14 protein-coding genes are annotated in these 14,223 nt (G+C 68.5%); 4 read left to right on the forward strand and 10 right to left on the reverse strand.

Annotated features, from left to right (window positions below; genetic code table 11):
• Positions 1 to 8: 8 nt before the first annotated feature.
• Genes DD542_RS00160 through DD542_RS00190 form a run of 7 tightly spaced genes read right to left on the reverse strand, consistent with a single transcriptional unit; the run spans position 9 to position 6,568 of the window.
• On the reverse strand, positions 9 to 887 hold the full coding sequence (locus DD542_RS00160; RefSeq protein ID WP_127802919.1) for a formate dehydrogenase accessory sulfurtransferase FdhD: 879 nt from the start codon (positions 885 to 887) through the stop codon (positions 9 to 11).
• Positions 888 to 926: 39 nt separating this feature from the next.
• A complete protein-coding gene (locus tag DD542_RS00165; protein WP_127802921.1) occupies positions 927 to 1,280 on the reverse strand; it encodes a hypothetical protein in 354 nt (117 codons plus the stop codon).
• Positions 1,281 to 1,296: 16 nt separating this feature from the next.
• Positions 1,297 to 2,505, reverse strand: a complete 1,209-nt coding sequence (locus DD542_RS00170) for a formate dehydrogenase subunit gamma (RefSeq protein WP_127802923.1) — start codon at positions 2,503 to 2,505, stop codon at positions 1,297 to 1,299.
• A gap of 10 nt (positions 2,506 to 2,515) precedes the next feature.
• Complete coding sequence (locus tag DD542_RS00175) at positions 2,516 to 2,755, reverse strand: hypothetical protein (RefSeq protein ID WP_127802925.1); 240 nt, start codon at positions 2,753 to 2,755, stop codon at positions 2,516 to 2,518.
• A complete protein-coding gene (fdh3B, locus tag DD542_RS00180) occupies positions 2,755 to 3,360 on the reverse strand; it encodes a formate dehydrogenase FDH3 subunit beta (RefSeq protein ID WP_066149674.1) in 606 nt (201 codons plus the stop codon). Before fdh3B ends, DD542_RS00175 begins: the two co-directional genes overlap by 1 nt.
• Positions 3,361 to 3,371: 11 nt before the next feature.
• On the reverse strand, positions 3,372 to 6,332 hold the full coding sequence (locus DD542_RS00185) for a formate dehydrogenase subunit alpha (protein ID WP_127802927.1): 2,961 nt from the start codon (positions 6,330 to 6,332) through the stop codon (positions 3,372 to 3,374).
• 17 nt (positions 6,333 to 6,349) lie between these two features.
• Positions 6,350 to 6,568, reverse strand: coding sequence for a formate dehydrogenase (locus DD542_RS00190; protein WP_066149667.1), 219 nt, complete (start codon positions 6,566 to 6,568; stop codon positions 6,350 to 6,352).
• Between the two features lie 450 nt (positions 6,569 to 7,018).
• On the opposite strand from DD542_RS00190, the gene DD542_RS00195 reads away from it, so the two are divergent.
• Both DD542_RS00195 and DD542_RS00200 read left to right on the forward strand, forming a co-directional pair.
• Positions 7,019 to 8,425 carry a sigma-54 dependent transcriptional regulator gene (locus DD542_RS00195; protein WP_241559643.1) on the forward strand — a complete coding sequence of 469 codons (1,407 nt, stop codon included), beginning with the start codon at positions 7,019 to 7,021 and terminating at the stop codon, positions 8,423 to 8,425.
• Entirely contained in the window at positions 8,425 to 10,461 is a 2,037-nt protein-coding gene (locus DD542_RS00200; RefSeq protein WP_127802929.1) for a cache domain-containing protein, read from the forward strand. Before DD542_RS00195 ends, DD542_RS00200 begins: the two co-directional genes overlap by 1 nt.
• A 24-nt stretch (positions 10,462 to 10,485) precedes the next feature.
• Here the strand turns inward: DD542_RS00200 and DD542_RS00205 are convergent, their stop codons facing one another.
• Entirely contained in the window at positions 10,486 to 11,133 is a 648-nt protein-coding gene (locus DD542_RS00205; RefSeq protein WP_206610744.1) for an exopolysaccharide biosynthesis protein, read from the reverse strand.
• 185 nt (positions 11,134 to 11,318) lie between these two features.
• Here DD542_RS00205 and DD542_RS00210 point away from each other — a divergent pair, with 185 nt between their 5' ends.
• Both DD542_RS00210 and DD542_RS00215 read left to right on the forward strand, forming a co-directional pair.
• Positions 11,319 to 12,266, forward strand: coding sequence for a diacylglycerol kinase family protein (locus DD542_RS00210; protein WP_127802931.1), 948 nt, complete (start codon positions 11,319 to 11,321; stop codon positions 12,264 to 12,266).
• Positions 12,263 to 13,066, forward strand: a complete 804-nt coding sequence (locus tag DD542_RS00215; protein ID WP_127802933.1) for a metallophosphoesterase family protein — start codon at positions 12,263 to 12,265, stop codon at positions 13,064 to 13,066. The genes DD542_RS00210 and DD542_RS00215 overlap by 4 nt, the downstream gene beginning before the upstream one ends.
• Before the next feature lie 27 nt (positions 13,067 to 13,093).
• On the opposite strand, the gene DD542_RS00220 is transcribed toward DD542_RS00215, so the two are convergent.
• Both DD542_RS00220 and DD542_RS00225 read right to left on the reverse strand, forming a co-directional pair.
• Entirely contained in the window at positions 13,094 to 13,576 is a 483-nt protein-coding gene (locus tag DD542_RS00220) for a DUF456 domain-containing protein (protein WP_127802935.1), read from the reverse strand.
• Between the two features lie 26 nt (positions 13,577 to 13,602).
• Positions 13,603 to 14,220 (reverse strand): molecular chaperone TorD family protein, encoded by a 618-nt coding sequence (locus DD542_RS00225; RefSeq protein ID WP_066149649.1) that lies wholly within the window; start codon positions 14,218 to 14,220, stop codon positions 13,603 to 13,605.
• Positions 14,221 to 14,223: the final 3 nt, after the last annotated feature.

Here is a 14,223-nt window from a genome sequence, read left to right on the forward strand (position 1 = left end):
CCGCAAGTTTATGCCGCGGGGGGCGGCATGTCGTCGAAGAGGATGCGCTGGGGGTGCGAGAAGCACAGGAAGCGCCTGTGCGTGGCCCGGCCGACGGCGCACAGGCCCACGCGCTGGGCCACGTGCAGTCCCATTTCGGTGATGCCGCTGCGCGAAACCACCACCGGCACCCCCATCTGGGCCGACTTGATGACCATCTCGCTGGTCAGGCGGCCGGTGGTGTAGAACACCTTTTCGCCTGCGGGCAGCGGCTGCTGCAGGGCCATCCAGCCCGCGATGGTGTCGACCGCGTTGTGGCGGCCCACGTCTTCCACGAACAGCTGCAGGTCTTCGTTGACGAACAGCGCACAGGCGTGCACCGAGCCGGCGGTCTTGTAGGTGCTGTCGTGCAGGCGGATGGTGTTGACGATGCCGTACAGCTGCGACTGACGCAGCGTCGCCTGCGGCGGCAGCACGATGCGGTCCACGTCGTCCATCAGCCCTCCGAACACGCTGCCCTGGCCGCAGCCGGTGGTGACCACGCGGCGTGCAGTGCGCTCCTCGATGCGGTCGATGCCCGCGCGCGTCACCACGGCGGCGGCTCCCACGTCCCAGTCGACGGTGATGGACTCGATGTCGTGCACGCCACCCACCAGCCGCTGGTTGAGCAGGTAACCCAGCACCAGCCATTCGGGGTGGGCCCCCAGGGTCATGAGGGTGACCAGCTCGCGCTTGTCCACGTAGACCGTGAGGTCGCGCTCGGCCGGGATGCAGATGGCGCGCGGCTGGCCGGACTCGTCCACCACCGTCACCTCGCGGGTGAGGTCGGCATGGGCCTGCGTCAGGCGCGGCCGCAGCGCAGCAGCTTGATCGGGGTTGACGGCGTGGGGCAGATCGGCCAGGTTCATGCGGTCGAGGATACGCCGCCGCGCGGGCGGCGACAGCCGTCAGGACTTCTTGGCAGGGGCTGCCGCGGCAGGTGCGGGCGCCGCCGGGGCTGCAGGAGCCGCCGCCGAAGCCGGCACCGGCCAGACAAAGGGGCCCGGATCGGCGCAGGGCGGCGTGGCCGTGGCCGGCTTGGCTGCCTTGCCCGCGGCGGCCAGGGTCTTCTGGTGGTTGGCCGCCGCCTTGTCCATCGACAGGCAGAGCTTGTAGGCGTCCACCTTGCCGGCGTGTGCGGTCTTGGCCTTGGCCTCCTCGGCCTTGGCCTTGGCAGCGTCGTCCAGCACGGGGGCGGGCAACTTGGCCAGCGTGGCCGTAGACACGGCGGCCAGCGCCATCAGCAGGAATGTCTTCTTCATGGTGTCGTCCTCAGGGTCAGGCCTTGGCGGGCGCCTGCAGCGGTGCGGCCGGACCGGACTTGCTGCGCTGGGCGGGGATCTTGCCGGCCTTGACGTCGTCGTACCACAGCTCGTGGTGTTCCTTGGCCCAGGCCTCGTCCACGTAGCCCGTTTTCATGGCGCCATAGGCGCCCTTGACGCCGACTGTGCCCATGTAGATGTGGCCCATGATGAGCGTCATCATCACCAGTGCGCACACCAGATGCAGCATGTGGGCGATCTGCATGTCGCCACGCAGGTACAGCATGCCCGGCAGCAGCTTGTCCAGGAACAGGCCCGAGCCCACCACCACGATGCCGGGAATGGTCACGCCCCACCAGAACAGCCCCTTCTCACCGGCGTTGAAGCGGTGCGAAGGCACTTCCTTGTCGCTCAGCATGCCACCGGCCTTGCTGAGCCAGACGAAGTCGGCGGCGTTGGCGATGTTGTCCTTGATGAAGGTGATCACGATGATCAGCAGCGACACCGCGAACAGCGGACCGACGAAGTTGTGCACGTTCTTCAGCGCGAAGGTCAGCCAGCCGAACAGCGTGCTGCCGATCACCGGCAGCAGGAAGAACTTGCCGAAGGCCATGACGATGCCCGAAACCGCCAGCGCGATGAAGGCGCCGGCGTTGGACCAGTGGGCGGCGCGCTCGAACGGGGTGAAGCGCTCGATCTTGCGGCCGGTGTCGGGCAGGTGGCCACCCAGCGGGCCCTTGGTCTTGTAGAAGATAGCCAGCGTCAGCAGCACAATGAAGAGCAGCGCACCGCCGTAGGGGATCAGCCAGTTGTTGCGCACCTGGCGCCAGGCCTCGCCCGCGGTCGTCAGACGCGAACCCGGGTACTGCACGAAGGGCTGGATCAGGTTGCCGGCCTCGGGCGCCTGCGTCACCGGCAGGCTGCTGTAGCCGGTCACGCCCTTGCCCACATCGCGCCACATGGGCGCGTTGTTGCCGGGCTGCACCAGCTTGCGCTGGGCATTGGTCTGGCTGGCGTAGTTCGGGTCGGAGCTGGCGTCGGGCGCGATCTCGAAGATGTTCGCGCTCTTGACGCCGCCCACGGCCGGGGCCGCCTGCTGGGTGGCGGGCGGTGCGGGATCGTCGGGCGGGGTGCTGGCGGCCTGTGCGTGGACCAGGCCCAGCGTCCCGGCCAGCGACAGCGCCACGCCCCAGCCGCGCAGTCGGGCAAAGGTAGGTTGGCTCATGCGCGGTTCCTCACTGAGAGCTGACGCGGGTGTAGTCGTTCATGCCGTACTGGGCCCGCGCCTTGAGCTGCTGCTCCCAGCTGGCCTTGTCGCCGACCGTCCATCCCGGCTGCTGGTACTGGCTCTTGCCGACGCCGGCATAAGGCGCGGTGTCCTGGCGCACACCGGTGGTTTCCTGGGGCTTCTCGCCACAGGCGGAGAGGACCGTGGCGGACGCCAGCAGTCCGAGGATCGTCAGGGTCTTGCGCATCACGACTTGGTCCCTCCCTGGGCGGTGCCGTAGGCCGTGCCCCAGCCCCAGACTTCGGCGCCCTTGCCACGGCGCAGCACGCGGCTGCGGAAGATGTCGGCCACCACGTCGCCGTCACCGGCGAGCAGGGCCTTGGTCGAGCACTGCTCGGCGCAGGCGGGCAGCTTGCCCTCGGCCAGGCGGTTGCGACCGTACTTCTCGAACTCGGCTTCGCTGCCGTGCTCCTCCGGGCCACCGGCGCAGAAGGTGCACTTGTCCATCTTGCCGCGCACACCGAAGGTGCCCTGGCTGGGGAACTGGGGGGCGCCGAAGGGGCAGGCGTAGCTGCAGTAGCCGCAGCCTATGCAGACGTCCTTGTCGTGCAGCACCACACCTTCGTCGGTGCGGTAGAAGCAGTTGACCGGGCAGACCGCCATGCAGGGCGCGTCGCTGCAGTGCATGCAGGCCACCGAGATCGACTTCTCGCCCGGCACGCCGTCGTTGAGCGTGACCACGCGGCGGCGGTTCACGCCCCAGGGCACCTCGTGCTCGTTCTTGCAGGCGGTGACGCAGCCGTTGCACTCGATGCAGCGCTCGGCGTCACAGATGAATTTCATTCGTGCCATCGCGCGTCTCCTTATGCTTTTTCGACGTTGCAGACCGTCGTCTTGGTTTCTTGCATCATGGTCACGATGTCGTAACCGTAGGTCGTGGCGGTGTTGATGGCCTCGCCGCGCACCACCGGCATGGCGCCGGCCGGGTAGTAAGCCTTCATGTCCTCACCCTGCCAGCGGCCGGAGAAGTGGAAGGGCATGAACACCGTGTGCTCGTCCACCCGCTCGGTCACCAGGGCCTGCACGTTCAGGCGCGCACCGGTGGGGGTGCTGACCCAGACGCGCTCGCCGTTGCGGATGCCGCGCGCCGCCGCGGCGGCCGGGTTGAGCTCGATGAACATCTCCTGCTGAAGCTCGGCCAGCCAAGGATTGGAACGCGTCTCTTCACCGCCACCTTCGTACTCGACCAGCCGGCCCGAGGTCATGATGAACGGGAATTTCTCGTGGACCTTGTCCTCGACGTTTTTCTGCTGCAGCGACTTGTAGAGGATGGGCAGGCGCCAGCGGTTCTTCTGGTCGTCGTGGCTCGGGTACTTGGCCACCAGGTCGGGACGGATGCCGTAGATCGGCTCGCGGTGCTGAGGGATGCCGTCGGGGAAGTTCCAGACAATCGCGCGCGCCTTGGCGTTGCCGAACGGGTGGCAGCCGTGGGCCATGGCCACGCGGATGATGGCGCCCGTCGGGTCGGTCTTCCAGTTCTTGCCTTCGGCCTTGGCCTTCTCGGCATCGCTCAGGTCGTCCCACCAGCCCAGCTTCTTGAGCAGCAGGTGGTCGAACTCGGGATAGCCGGTGGTGATCTCGGCACCCAGCGAATGCGAGCCGTCCTCGGCCAGCAGGCTCACGCCTTCACGCTCGACGCCGAAGTTGGCGCGGAAGTTGCCGCCACCGTCCATCACGTGCCTGGAGGTGTCGTACAGGTTGGCCGAGCCCGGGTGCTTGATCTCGGGCGTGCCGTAGCAGGGCCAGGGCAGGCCGAAGTAGTCGCCGGACATGTCGTAGCCGGTTTCCTTGTCCACCACCTTGCCCTTGCACTTGAGCGTCTTGATGTCGAAGGCGCCCATGTTGCGCATGTGGGCCTTCAGGCGCTCGGGGCTCTGGCCGGTGTAGCCAATGGTCCAGACGCTGCGGTTGATCTCGCGCAGGATGTCCTCGGGCACGGGCTCGTCCAGACCCTTGACCTGCTGCATCTTGTAGTTCTTGCACAGCTCCTTGTCGAAGCCCAGCTTCTGCGCGAACTGGTACATGATCATGTGGTCGCTGCGGCTCTCCCACAGCGGGTCGATCACCTTCTCGCGCCACTGGAGGGAGCGGTTGGATGCGGTGCAGGAACCGCTGGTCTCGAACTGCGTGGCCGCCGGCAGCAGGTAGACCGCGCGGTCGGGGTTCAGGTCTTCAGGCTTGCCGGGCATGGCGGCCATCGCCGCGGTGGCCGAGGGGTAGGGATCGACCACGACCAGCAGGTCCAGCTTGTCCATCGCGCGCTTCATCTCCAGACCGCGGGTCTGCGAGTTGGGCGCGTGGCCCCAGAAGAACACGCCGCGCAGGTTGTTCTCCTGGTCGATCAGCTCGTTCTTCTCCAGCACACCGTCGATCCAGCGCGAGACGGTGATGCCGGGCTTTTCCATCATGCCCTCGGCGTACTGGGCCTTGATCCAGTCGTACTCCACACCCCAGGCGGCCGCGAAGTGCTTCCAGGAGCCGGCGGCCAGGCCGTAGTAACCCGGCAGCGAATCGGGGTTGGGGCCGACGTCGGTCGCGCCCTGCACGTTGTCGTGCCCGCGGAAGATGTTGGTGCCGCCACCACTCTTGCCCACGTTGCCCAGCGCCAGCTGCAGGATGCAGGATGCACGCACCATGGCGTTGCCGATCGAGTGCTGGGTCTGGCCCATGCACCAGACGATGGTGGCGGGCTTGGCTTCGGCCATCATCTTGGCCACCTTGGCCATCTGCTCTTCCTTGACACCGCAGGCCTCTTCAACGGCCGCCGGCGTCCACTTGGCCAGCACCTCTTCACGCACCTTGTCCATGCCATAGACGCGGTCGTTGATGTACTGCTTGTCTTCCCAGCCGTTCTTGAAGATGTGGTGCAGCAGCCCGAAGAGGAACGGGATATCGGTGCCTGAGCGGATGCGCACGTACTCGTCGGCCTTGGCCGCGGTGCGGGTGAAGCGCGGGTCCACCACAATCATCTTGCAGCCGTTTTCCTTGGCGTGCAGCATGTGCAGCATGGACACCGGGTGCGCCTCGGCCGCGTTGGAGCCGATGTACAACGCGCACTTGCTGTTCTGCATGTCGTTGTACGAGTTGGTCATGGCGCCATAACCCCAGGTGTTCGCGACGCCGGCCACCGTGGTGGAGTGGCAGATGCGCGCCTGGTGGTCGCAGTTGTTGCTGCCCCAGAAGCTCACGAACTTGCGCAGCAGGTAGGCCTGTTCATTGTTGTGCTTGGACGAGCCGATGAAGTAGACCGAATCCGGGCCACTGGCCTCCTTCAGCGCCTTCATCTTGGCGGTGATTTCGTCCAGCGCCTGGTCCCAGCTGATCTTCTGGTACTTGCCGTCGACCAGCTTCATTGGATAGCGCAGGCGGTACTCCCCATGGCCGTGCTCGCGCAGGGCCGCGCCCTTGGCGCAGTGCGATCCCAGGTTGATCGGTGAGTCGAACACCGGCTCCTGGCGCACCCAGACGCCGTTCTCCACGATGGCGTCGGTCGCACAGCCCACCGAGCAGTGGGTGCAGACGGTGCGGCGGACCTCGATCTTTCCCGTACCGTCGATCGAGCCACCCGCAGCGGCCTTGGCCTTCTTGACCAGGGTCAGCTGCGAGGCGGCGATGCCGACGCCGACACCCAGGCCCGAGCGGCGCAGAAAGGCGCGGCGGTCCATCGTGGGCAGCGCCGACGACAGACCGCGCTGCAGGCTGTGAACAAAGGCGTGGCTGCGGCCAGTGGCGGCCGCGCCCGCGGTTTTTTTGGTGAGCAACATCGTGGGGCTCCTCGGGTTCAGATCCGGGTGGTCTTGTAGTACTGCTTGACGTGATCGGTCAGGCTGTAGCCACCGCCCCGCTCGGGAGCCGGGCGGGCGGCAGCCTCGGGTTCGGGCGTGCCCTGCACTGAGGGCAACAGGCTGGTCGCAGCGGCCAGCGCACCGACGGTGCCAGCGCCCGCAAACAGTGTGCGGCGGCTCAGGCGGCCGCGGGATTCGGGTTGGGGCTTGCTCATGCGTGTCTCCTGTGGAACGACGTCCGGCGGACGTGCACGGCACGTCATGTGGACTTTTTGCATATGTGGAATCTAACCAAGGCCCAGTGCCGGCGCAAGCCGACGCCATGTGCCGACCCTCAGCGCCGCAGCGGGTTGACAAGCCGGCCGACGCGCCCCACCTGCGCCGGCATGAAAGCGACGACAACTCAGCGAGAACCATGCCAACCCCACACCAGCACCTGCGGCGGCATCCGGGGCGCTTGATCGCCCTTGAAACATCCGAATTCAAGGGAATACCCGCACCTCAGGCACCCCAATCGCCTCTCATGTCGACAAGCTGTCGAGGCCAGTCGCGACAATTTGTCGCAACCCACATCCCACCATCACCGCTGCTCCGGCGGGCCGCGTTGTCGGATCGGCGCCAATATCCGAGTGAATTGCTCCACCTCCTCCGTAGAATGCCGCCGGGTGGACACCTCACCTGCGCCTATCTCCTCCCCCGACAAAGGCCTTGAAGGCTGGCCCGACTGGTCCATCCTGGTCGTGGACGACGAGCAGGGCATGCTCAATTTCCTCGTCAAGACGCTGGCGCCACGCTGCCACTTCGTGATGAGCGCCACCAGCGCCGAGGAAGGCGCCGACTGGCTGCACGGCCACCACGCCGACCTGGTCATCCTCGACATCTCGCTGCCCGGCAAGAGCGGTGTGACCTGGCTCAAGGAGTTGCGCGAGCAGGGCTTCAGCGGCGAGGTCATCCTGATCACGGCCTTTGCCGACCTGGACACCGCCATCGAGGCGCTGCGCGCCGGTGCGTCGGACTTCATCCTCAAGCCCTTCCGCGTACCCCAGATCCTCAACGCCGTGAAGCACTGCTTCGAGCGCTCGCGGCTGCGGCGCGAGAACTTCGTGCTGCGCCGCGCGGTGGCCAGCTCCAACGGCCGCAACCAGGCGCTGGTGGGCGCGTCCGAAGCGATGCAGCGGCTGCGCGCCTCGGTGGCTCGCGTGGCACCGGTGGACAGCACCGTGCTGCTGCAGGGCGAGTCCGGCACCGGCAAGGAGCTGGTGGCCCGCACCCTGCACGCCAACGGCCCGCGGGCCAACGGCCCCTTCGTGCCGCTCAACTGCGCCGCCGTTTCGCCCGAGCTGATGGAGAGCGAACTCTTCGGCCACGCCCGCGGCGCCTTCACCGGCGCTGCGCGGGCGCGCGAGGGCCTGTTCCACTACGCACAGGGGGGCACGCTGTTCCTCGACGAAGTGGCCGAACTGCCCCTGCCGATCCAGGCCACGCTGCTGCGGGCCATCGAAGACCTGAAGATCCGCCCGGTGGGCAGCGAACAGCTGGTGCCGCTGAACCTGCGCATCATGGCCGCGAGCAACCGCCGTCTGGCCGACGAGGTGGCCGCGGGCCGCTTCCGCAAGGATCTGTATTTCCGCCTGCAGGTGGTGGAACTGAGCCTGCCACCGCTGCGCGAGCACAAGGCCGACATCCCGGACCTGGTGCAGCACTTCATGGAACAGCTCTCACCCGCGCTGGGCGTGGCACCGCTGGCGATCAGTGCTCAGGAGCTCGACTACCTCGCGCAGTACGACTGGCCGGGCAACGTGCGCGAACTGCGCAACCTCATCGAGCGTTCGCTCATCCTCGGTTCGCTCAACATCTCCGCCCTCTACCCCGGGGACCCCGTGCGCAGCGCCGGCACCGAGGCGGGGGCGCCCATGGACCTGGCGACGCTGGAGAAACAGCACATCCTGAGCGTGCTCGACTCGGTGCAGGGCGACAAGACCCGCGCGGCCGAACTGCTGGGCGTGTCGCGCCGCACGCTGGAGCGGCGCGTGGCCGAGTGGGGTCATGGCTCACAGGCGTTCGGCCGCTGATGAAGCTGCCCACACCGCGCTGGCTCGCCACCTCGGTGCGCAACAAGCTGCTGGCCATGGCGCTTCTGCCGCTGCTGGTGGTGTTCCCCCTCCTGGTGCTGGCCATCGCGGTGTGGAGCAGCGTCACCTACGACCGTCTGCTGATCACCAAGGTGCGCAGCGATCTGGCCGTGGCGCGCGGCTACTTCGACCAGACCCTGGCCGAGGTGGGCAGCGGCACGCGCGGCGTGGCGCGTTCGCAGCGGCTGCTGCAGTCCATGGCCGGTGGCGACCTGGCCGCACGCCTGGCGGCCGACCGGCAGGAGCTGGGGCTGGACTTCCTGCTGCTCATGCGCCAGGACGACCCGAGCGCCACCCTGCCCGCCGGTGTGGCGTCGCTGCTGCAAACGGCCGCGACGACGCCCGCAAGGTCCGCGCAGATCGTGCGCCTCTCGCGCGACGAACTCGCGGCCCTCGCCCCGCGGTTGCTGCCTCGCCTGCACATCCCGCTGGTGAGCACGCGCAACGCCGCGCCCGATGCCCGCGCCACGGAAGACCGCGCCCTGGTGCTGCTGGCGCTGCAGCCGGTGCGGGACGCCGCGGGCCAGCCTCAGGCCCTGCTGGTGGGCGGTCTGCTGCTCAACCAGAACCTGGATTTCATCGACCACATCAACCGCATCGTCTATCCCGAAGGCGCCCTGCCCTTCGGCAGCGAGGGCACCGCCACGCTGTTCCTGGACGACGTGCGCATCACCACCAATGTGCGCCTGTTCCAGGACCAGCGCGCCATCGGCACCCGCGTGTCGCAGACCGTGCGCGACCGGGTGCTCGGACAGGGCGAGACCTGGCTGGACCGCGCCTTTGTTGTCAACGACTGGTACGTCTCGGCCTACGAACCGCTGCTGGACGCCGCGGGACAGCGTGTGGGCATGCTCTACGTGGGTTTCCTGGAGTCGCCCTTCCGCTGGGTGCGCCACGCCATGCTGGCCGTCATGGGCCTGATCTTCCTGGCGGTGATGGCGGTGTCGGCCTGGTTCTCGGTGCGCTGGGCGCGCAGCATCTTCAAGCCGGTGGAGCAGATGAACCGCACCATGCAGCGCGTGGAGGACGGCGAGGCCGCGGCCCGTGTGGGCACCTTGCCGGCGCGCGACGAGCTCGGCGCCCTGGCCAGCCACCTGAACCAGCTGCTGGACGTGATCGACGAGAACACCGCCGCGCTGCGCCGCTGGGGCGAAGAGCTGGACCAGAAGGTGGCCGAGCGCACGCGCGAGCTGGAGGAGAGCAACGCCTCGCTGCGGCTGGCGCAGCAGCAACTGGTCAAGAGCGAAAAGCTCGCCGCCATCGGCCAGCTCACGGCCAGCATCGCGCACGAGATCAACAACCCGATCGCGGTGATGCAAGGCAACCTCGACCTGATCCGCGACACCCTGGGCCCGCAGGCCCAGCCGGTGACAGCAGAGTTCAGGCTGCTGGACGAACAGGTCGAGCGCATGCGCCTGATCGTCACCCAGCTGCTGCAGTACGCGCGGCCCACCGAGTACGCCGGCTACGTGGAGACGCTGGACCTCAACCAGACCGTGCACGACAGCCTGGTGCTGGTGGCGCACCTGCTGGCGCAGACCCGCATCAAGGTCGTGCGCGACCTGCAGGCCACGCAGCGCGTGGGCCTGAACCGGCAGGAGCTGCAGCAGGTCATCATCAACCTGCTCATCAACGCCATCCAGGCCATGCCGCAGGGCGGCACGCTGCGGCTGGTCACGCGGGACTGGACCGACGAGCAGGGCGCGTGCGGTGCGCTGCTGCAGGTGCAGGACTCGGGGCCGGGGCTGGCACCGGGCGTGGCCGAGCGCCTGTTCCGGCCCTTCTTCACCACCAAGAACGACGGCAACGGCCTGGGCCTGTGGATCAGCCTGGGGCTGGTGGAGCGCTACGGCGGCGGCATCGTCGCGGGAAACCGGGAGGATGGCCACAGCGGTGCCGTGTTCAGCGTGCGGCTGCTGACCGAGCCACAGGCGCCGGCGGCGGTGAACACACGGGACGGACGACCCGGCGGATGAAGCGGGCGCGGGCGCCCGACGCGGTCACAACAGGGCGGAAACGCCAAGCCTCGTGAGCAGGTCGACCACCAGTTGCGAGCCCCCCCACCACAGCAGCACCACCGACGTGGCGGCCACCAGCGTCGCCACGTGACCGGCCAGCAGCATCAGGCCATCGCGCAGGCGCAGGCCCCATGCCGTCAGCACCATGGCCAGGGCGGGCAGCACGTTGTCAAAACTGATGACAGGCACCGGCACCACCATGGACACGCCCGCCACCGACAGCATCAGGCCGTTGGCCCAGCGCGCGGAGTGGTGGCTCAGGCCCAGCAGCCGGGGCCGCCCCAGGCGCGCCACGAGGTGGATGACGCGGGCCAGCATGCGGGTAAGCAGTTCCCGGACACGGTCGTTCAGCGTGCGCTCACCGAGCCAGGCCGGCAGGGGCACCGACCGTCCGGCACAGAGCCCGAAGGCGATCACGAGACAGAACACCCCGACGGCCGAGCCCATGCCCGGCAGCGCCACCGGGAACAGCAGCGGCATGGCCAGCAGTGCCAGCCAGACCAGCCGCTGCCGGCTGTCGTGACCGATGGTGTCGGCCAGGGTGCCGCCCATGGCGGACAAATGAGCGTCCGCAATCCGCGCCACGGTGGCGCGGCGCCGGTCCTTGCGGAGCTCGGAGGGTGTCGGCATTGGGGATGGCTGGCCTGGCATGCGGGTTCCAGGAGACGCATGGTCTCTCAGAAAAAAAGACCACTGCACTGTGCCTCCTGACCGCGCAGCTTGCAAGGAGCCTGGGCCGAACGCGTGGATCGAAAAAAACTGAACGCCGCGCAGCGGTGCCGACTCACACTCTGTGCATTTGCCCTCATGCAACCATGCCGGCACCCCCCTTCGACCCCGATTCACCGCTGCTGTTCGTCATCAATGCCGGGGCCGGCGCCCAGGACGTCGACGCCAAACGGGGCGTGATCGAGTCGGCCCTGGCGACGCGCGGTCGGCGGGGCGAACTGCTGGTCTGTGAGCCGGCCGAGCTGCCGCGCGTGGCGGCCCGGGCCGCGGCTGTCGCGGTACAACGGCGTTCGGCGGTGGTCGCCGTGGGCGGCGACGGCAGCCTCAATGCGGTGGCCCAGGCGGCGCACGCGGCCGGCTGCGCCATGGGGGTGATGCCCTACGGCACCTTCAACTACTTCGCCCGGACCCATGGCATTCCCACCGACCCGGCCGCAGCGGCACAGCTGCTGATGGACGCCCGCCCGCAGCCGGTGCAGATGGGCGCCATCAACGACCGGGTGTTCCTGGTCAATGCCAGCCTGGGCATCTACCCCGAGCTGCTGCAGGACCGCGAGGCCTTCAAGGCGCGCTTCGGCCGCAGCCGCTGGGTGGCCTTGGTGGCGGCCTGCGCCACTCTGCTGCGTGCGCAGCGCCGGCTGCGCCTGCACATCGAGCTGGGCGACCAGGTGCGCGATGTGAACACGCTGACGCTCTTCGTGGGCAACAACCGGCTGCAGCTGGAGCAGTTCGGCGCCCACCCCGAGGACACCATCGCCGGCACGCCCGGACACGGCAGCATGGCCGCGCTGATGCTGCGCCCCATCGGCACCCTGTCCATGCTCGGGCTGCTGCTGCACGGCGCCATGGGCCGCCTGGGCGAAGCCGCGGGTGTCGAGAGCTTCGAGTTCCACCACCTGGTGGTCCGGCCGCGGCTGCTGCCGGGCCTCCGGGAGGTGATGGTGGCCTTCGACGGTGAGGTGGCGCGCATGCGCACACCGATCGACCTCCGCGTGCTCGAACAGCCGCTCTACCTGCTGCAGGCCGATTCATGAGCGTGCTGCTGCACATTTCAGACACCCACTTCGGCACCGAGCAGGCGCCCGTGATGGCCGCGCTGCTGGACCTGGCCGCCCGGCAGCAGCCGGACCTGGTGGTGCTCTCGGGCGACATCACCCAGCGCGCCCGGCCGGCCCAATTCCAGGCGGCCAGGGCCTTCGTCGACCGGCTGGGCGCGCCGGTGCTGGCCATCCCCGGCAACCACGACATTCCGCTGCTGGACCTGCGGGAGCGCCTGACCCGGCCCTACGCGCGCTATGCCGCGGCCTTCGGCACCGACCTCGAACCGGTGATCGCAGCGCCCGAATGGCTGGTCATCGGCGCGAACACCACCCGGGCCTGGCGTCACCGCAACGGCGACCTGTCCATTGCGCAGATCGACCGCGTGGCCAGACTGCTGGGCTCTGCAGACCCCGGCCAGTTGCGCGTGGTGGTGGTGCACCAGCCGCTGGCCGTGACCGAGCCGCGCGACCGCCACCACCTGCTGCGCGGCCACGACGAGGCCCTGCGGGTCTGGGCCGAGGCCGGGGCCGATCTGCTGCTGGGAGGTCACATCCACCTGCCCTACACACTGGCTCTGCACGGGCAGGCGCGCCGGCTGTGGGTGGTGCAGGCGGGCACCGCCGTGTCCTCGCGCCTGCGGCCCGGGGTGCCCAACTCGGTGAACATCGTGCGCTGGGCGCCGGCCCAGGAGCGCTGCCGCGTCGAACGCTGGGACTTCCTGGTTCGCGAGCAAGCCTTTGCGCGCACGCTCGCCACCACCTTGCAGCCCGACCGCGAACCCGTCGGCGCCTGAGCACCGGCTATGCGCCGGCGGCGCGCCTCAGATCAGCAGCGCCGCGACAAACAGGCCCACCATGATGAAAGCCAGCACCACCTTGGCCAGCAAGCCGAGCATGATGCCCAGCCAGGTGGCCACACCCACGCGGACGGCGCGGTGCTGATCTTTCTGCGCCAGGTACTCGCCCAGCGCCGCGCCCACCAGGGGCATGAACAGCACACCCACCACGCCCATGAACAGACCCACCACGGTGCCGATGGCCGCGCCCAGCAGGGCCTGCCGGCTGGCGCCGGCCTTGCGGGCCCCGAGCAGCCCGGCCACGTAGTCGAGCACCCAGGCCAGCGCGGCCAGCACCGTCACCACCACCAGGGTGGTCGTGCCGACGCGCTGGAAGTCGTCGATCCAGGCGCCCAGCACGATGCCCGCCCACACCAGCACCGTGCCCGGCAACACCGGCAGCACGGTGCCGGCGAGGCCCGCCACGATCAGGGCGGCACACAGAATCCAGAGCAGGGTGACTTCCAAGGCGGGCTTTCAGTGGGTGGTCACGCTCACACCATCAGATCAAAACCCTGCGACTCCACGCTGACAAAGGCCGCCGTGAAACCGGCCAGCGCGGCGTAGAACCGGGCCTTGGGGTGGGCGCTGATGGCCTCGCACATGGCGGGCACCCAGGGCTGCACGTGGGCGCTGAAGAACTTCTGCTGCTGGGTGAGGTTGGCCACTTCCACGTCGTCACCGGCGATGAGGTAGCGCATGACTTCGCAGACACAGGCGAAGTGGTCTTCGGTTTCGGGCATGGCCTCGTCGCGCGCCAGACCCAGGGCGGCCAGGTCGCTGCGCAGCGCGGCGAGCGGCTTTTCGTTCAGGAAGCCGCTGAGGTAGAACGAGCCGAACAGGTAGACCTCGGGCTTGCCGACGCCGCCGAACAGGGCGTCGTACTCGTTCGCCACCTGTTCGTCGCTGAGGTCGCGCACGGTGCCGACGAACTGGCGCCACGGTTCTTCGAGGAAGCCACCGGCCGCGGGCGCTTCGGTCACGGCCACGCGCAGCTGAGCCAGCAGTTCGGGGCCGGGTGGCGCGTAGTACAGCGCGGCCAGCAGGCCATAGACCTCGGCGCGGGCGGTTTCTTCGTCGAGGGCGGAGGACACGGGGATCGGTTCGTTCATATC

The sequence above is a fragment of the Hydrogenophaga sp. NH-16 genome (assembly GCF_004006415.1).
Taxonomy (GTDB): Bacteria; Pseudomonadota; Gammaproteobacteria; order Burkholderiales; family Burkholderiaceae_C; genus Hydrogenophaga; species Hydrogenophaga pseudoflava.

Excerpts from the sequence above, each read along its gene's own strand:
- DD542_RS00160 (WP_127802919.1), bottom strand. The coding sequence starts at position 887 with ATGAACCTGGCCGATCTGCCCCACGCCGTCAACCCCGATCAAGCTGCT.
- DD542_RS00225 (WP_066149649.1), bottom strand. The coding sequence starts at position 14,220 with ATGAACGAACCGATCCCCGTGTCCTCCGCCCTCGACGAAGAAACCGCC.
- DD542_RS00205 (WP_206610744.1), bottom strand. The coding sequence starts at position 11,133 with ATGCCGACACCCTCCGAGCTCCGCAAGGACCGGCGCCGCGCCACCGTG.
- DD542_RS00200 (WP_127802929.1), top strand. The coding sequence starts at position 8,425 with ATGAAGCTGCCCACACCGCGCTGGCTCGCCACCTCGGTGCGCAACAAG.
- DD542_RS00170 (WP_127802923.1), bottom strand. The coding sequence starts at position 2,505 with ATGAGCCAACCTACCTTTGCCCGACTGCGCGGCTGGGGCGTGGCGCTG.
- fdh3B (WP_066149674.1), bottom strand. The coding sequence starts at position 3,360 with ATGGCACGAATGAAATTCATCTGTGACGCCGAGCGCTGCATCGAGTGC.
- DD542_RS00190 (WP_066149667.1), bottom strand. The coding sequence starts at position 6,568 with ATGAGCAAGCCCCAACCCGAATCCCGCGGCCGCCTGAGCCGCCGCACA.
- DD542_RS00210 (WP_127802931.1), top strand. The coding sequence starts at position 11,319 with ATGCCGGCACCCCCCTTCGACCCCGATTCACCGCTGCTGTTCGTCATC.
- DD542_RS00185 (WP_127802927.1), bottom strand. The coding sequence starts at position 6,332 with ATGTTGCTCACCAAAAAAACCGCGGGCGCGGCCGCCACTGGCCGCAGC.
- DD542_RS00165 (WP_127802921.1), bottom strand. The coding sequence starts at position 1,280 with ATGAAGAAGACATTCCTGCTGATGGCGCTGGCCGCCGTGTCTACGGCC.
- DD542_RS00215 (WP_127802933.1), top strand. The coding sequence starts at position 12,263 with ATGAGCGTGCTGCTGCACATTTCAGACACCCACTTCGGCACCGAGCAG.
- DD542_RS00175 (WP_127802925.1), bottom strand. The coding sequence starts at position 2,755 with ATGCGCAAGACCCTGACGATCCTCGGACTGCTGGCGTCCGCCACGGTC.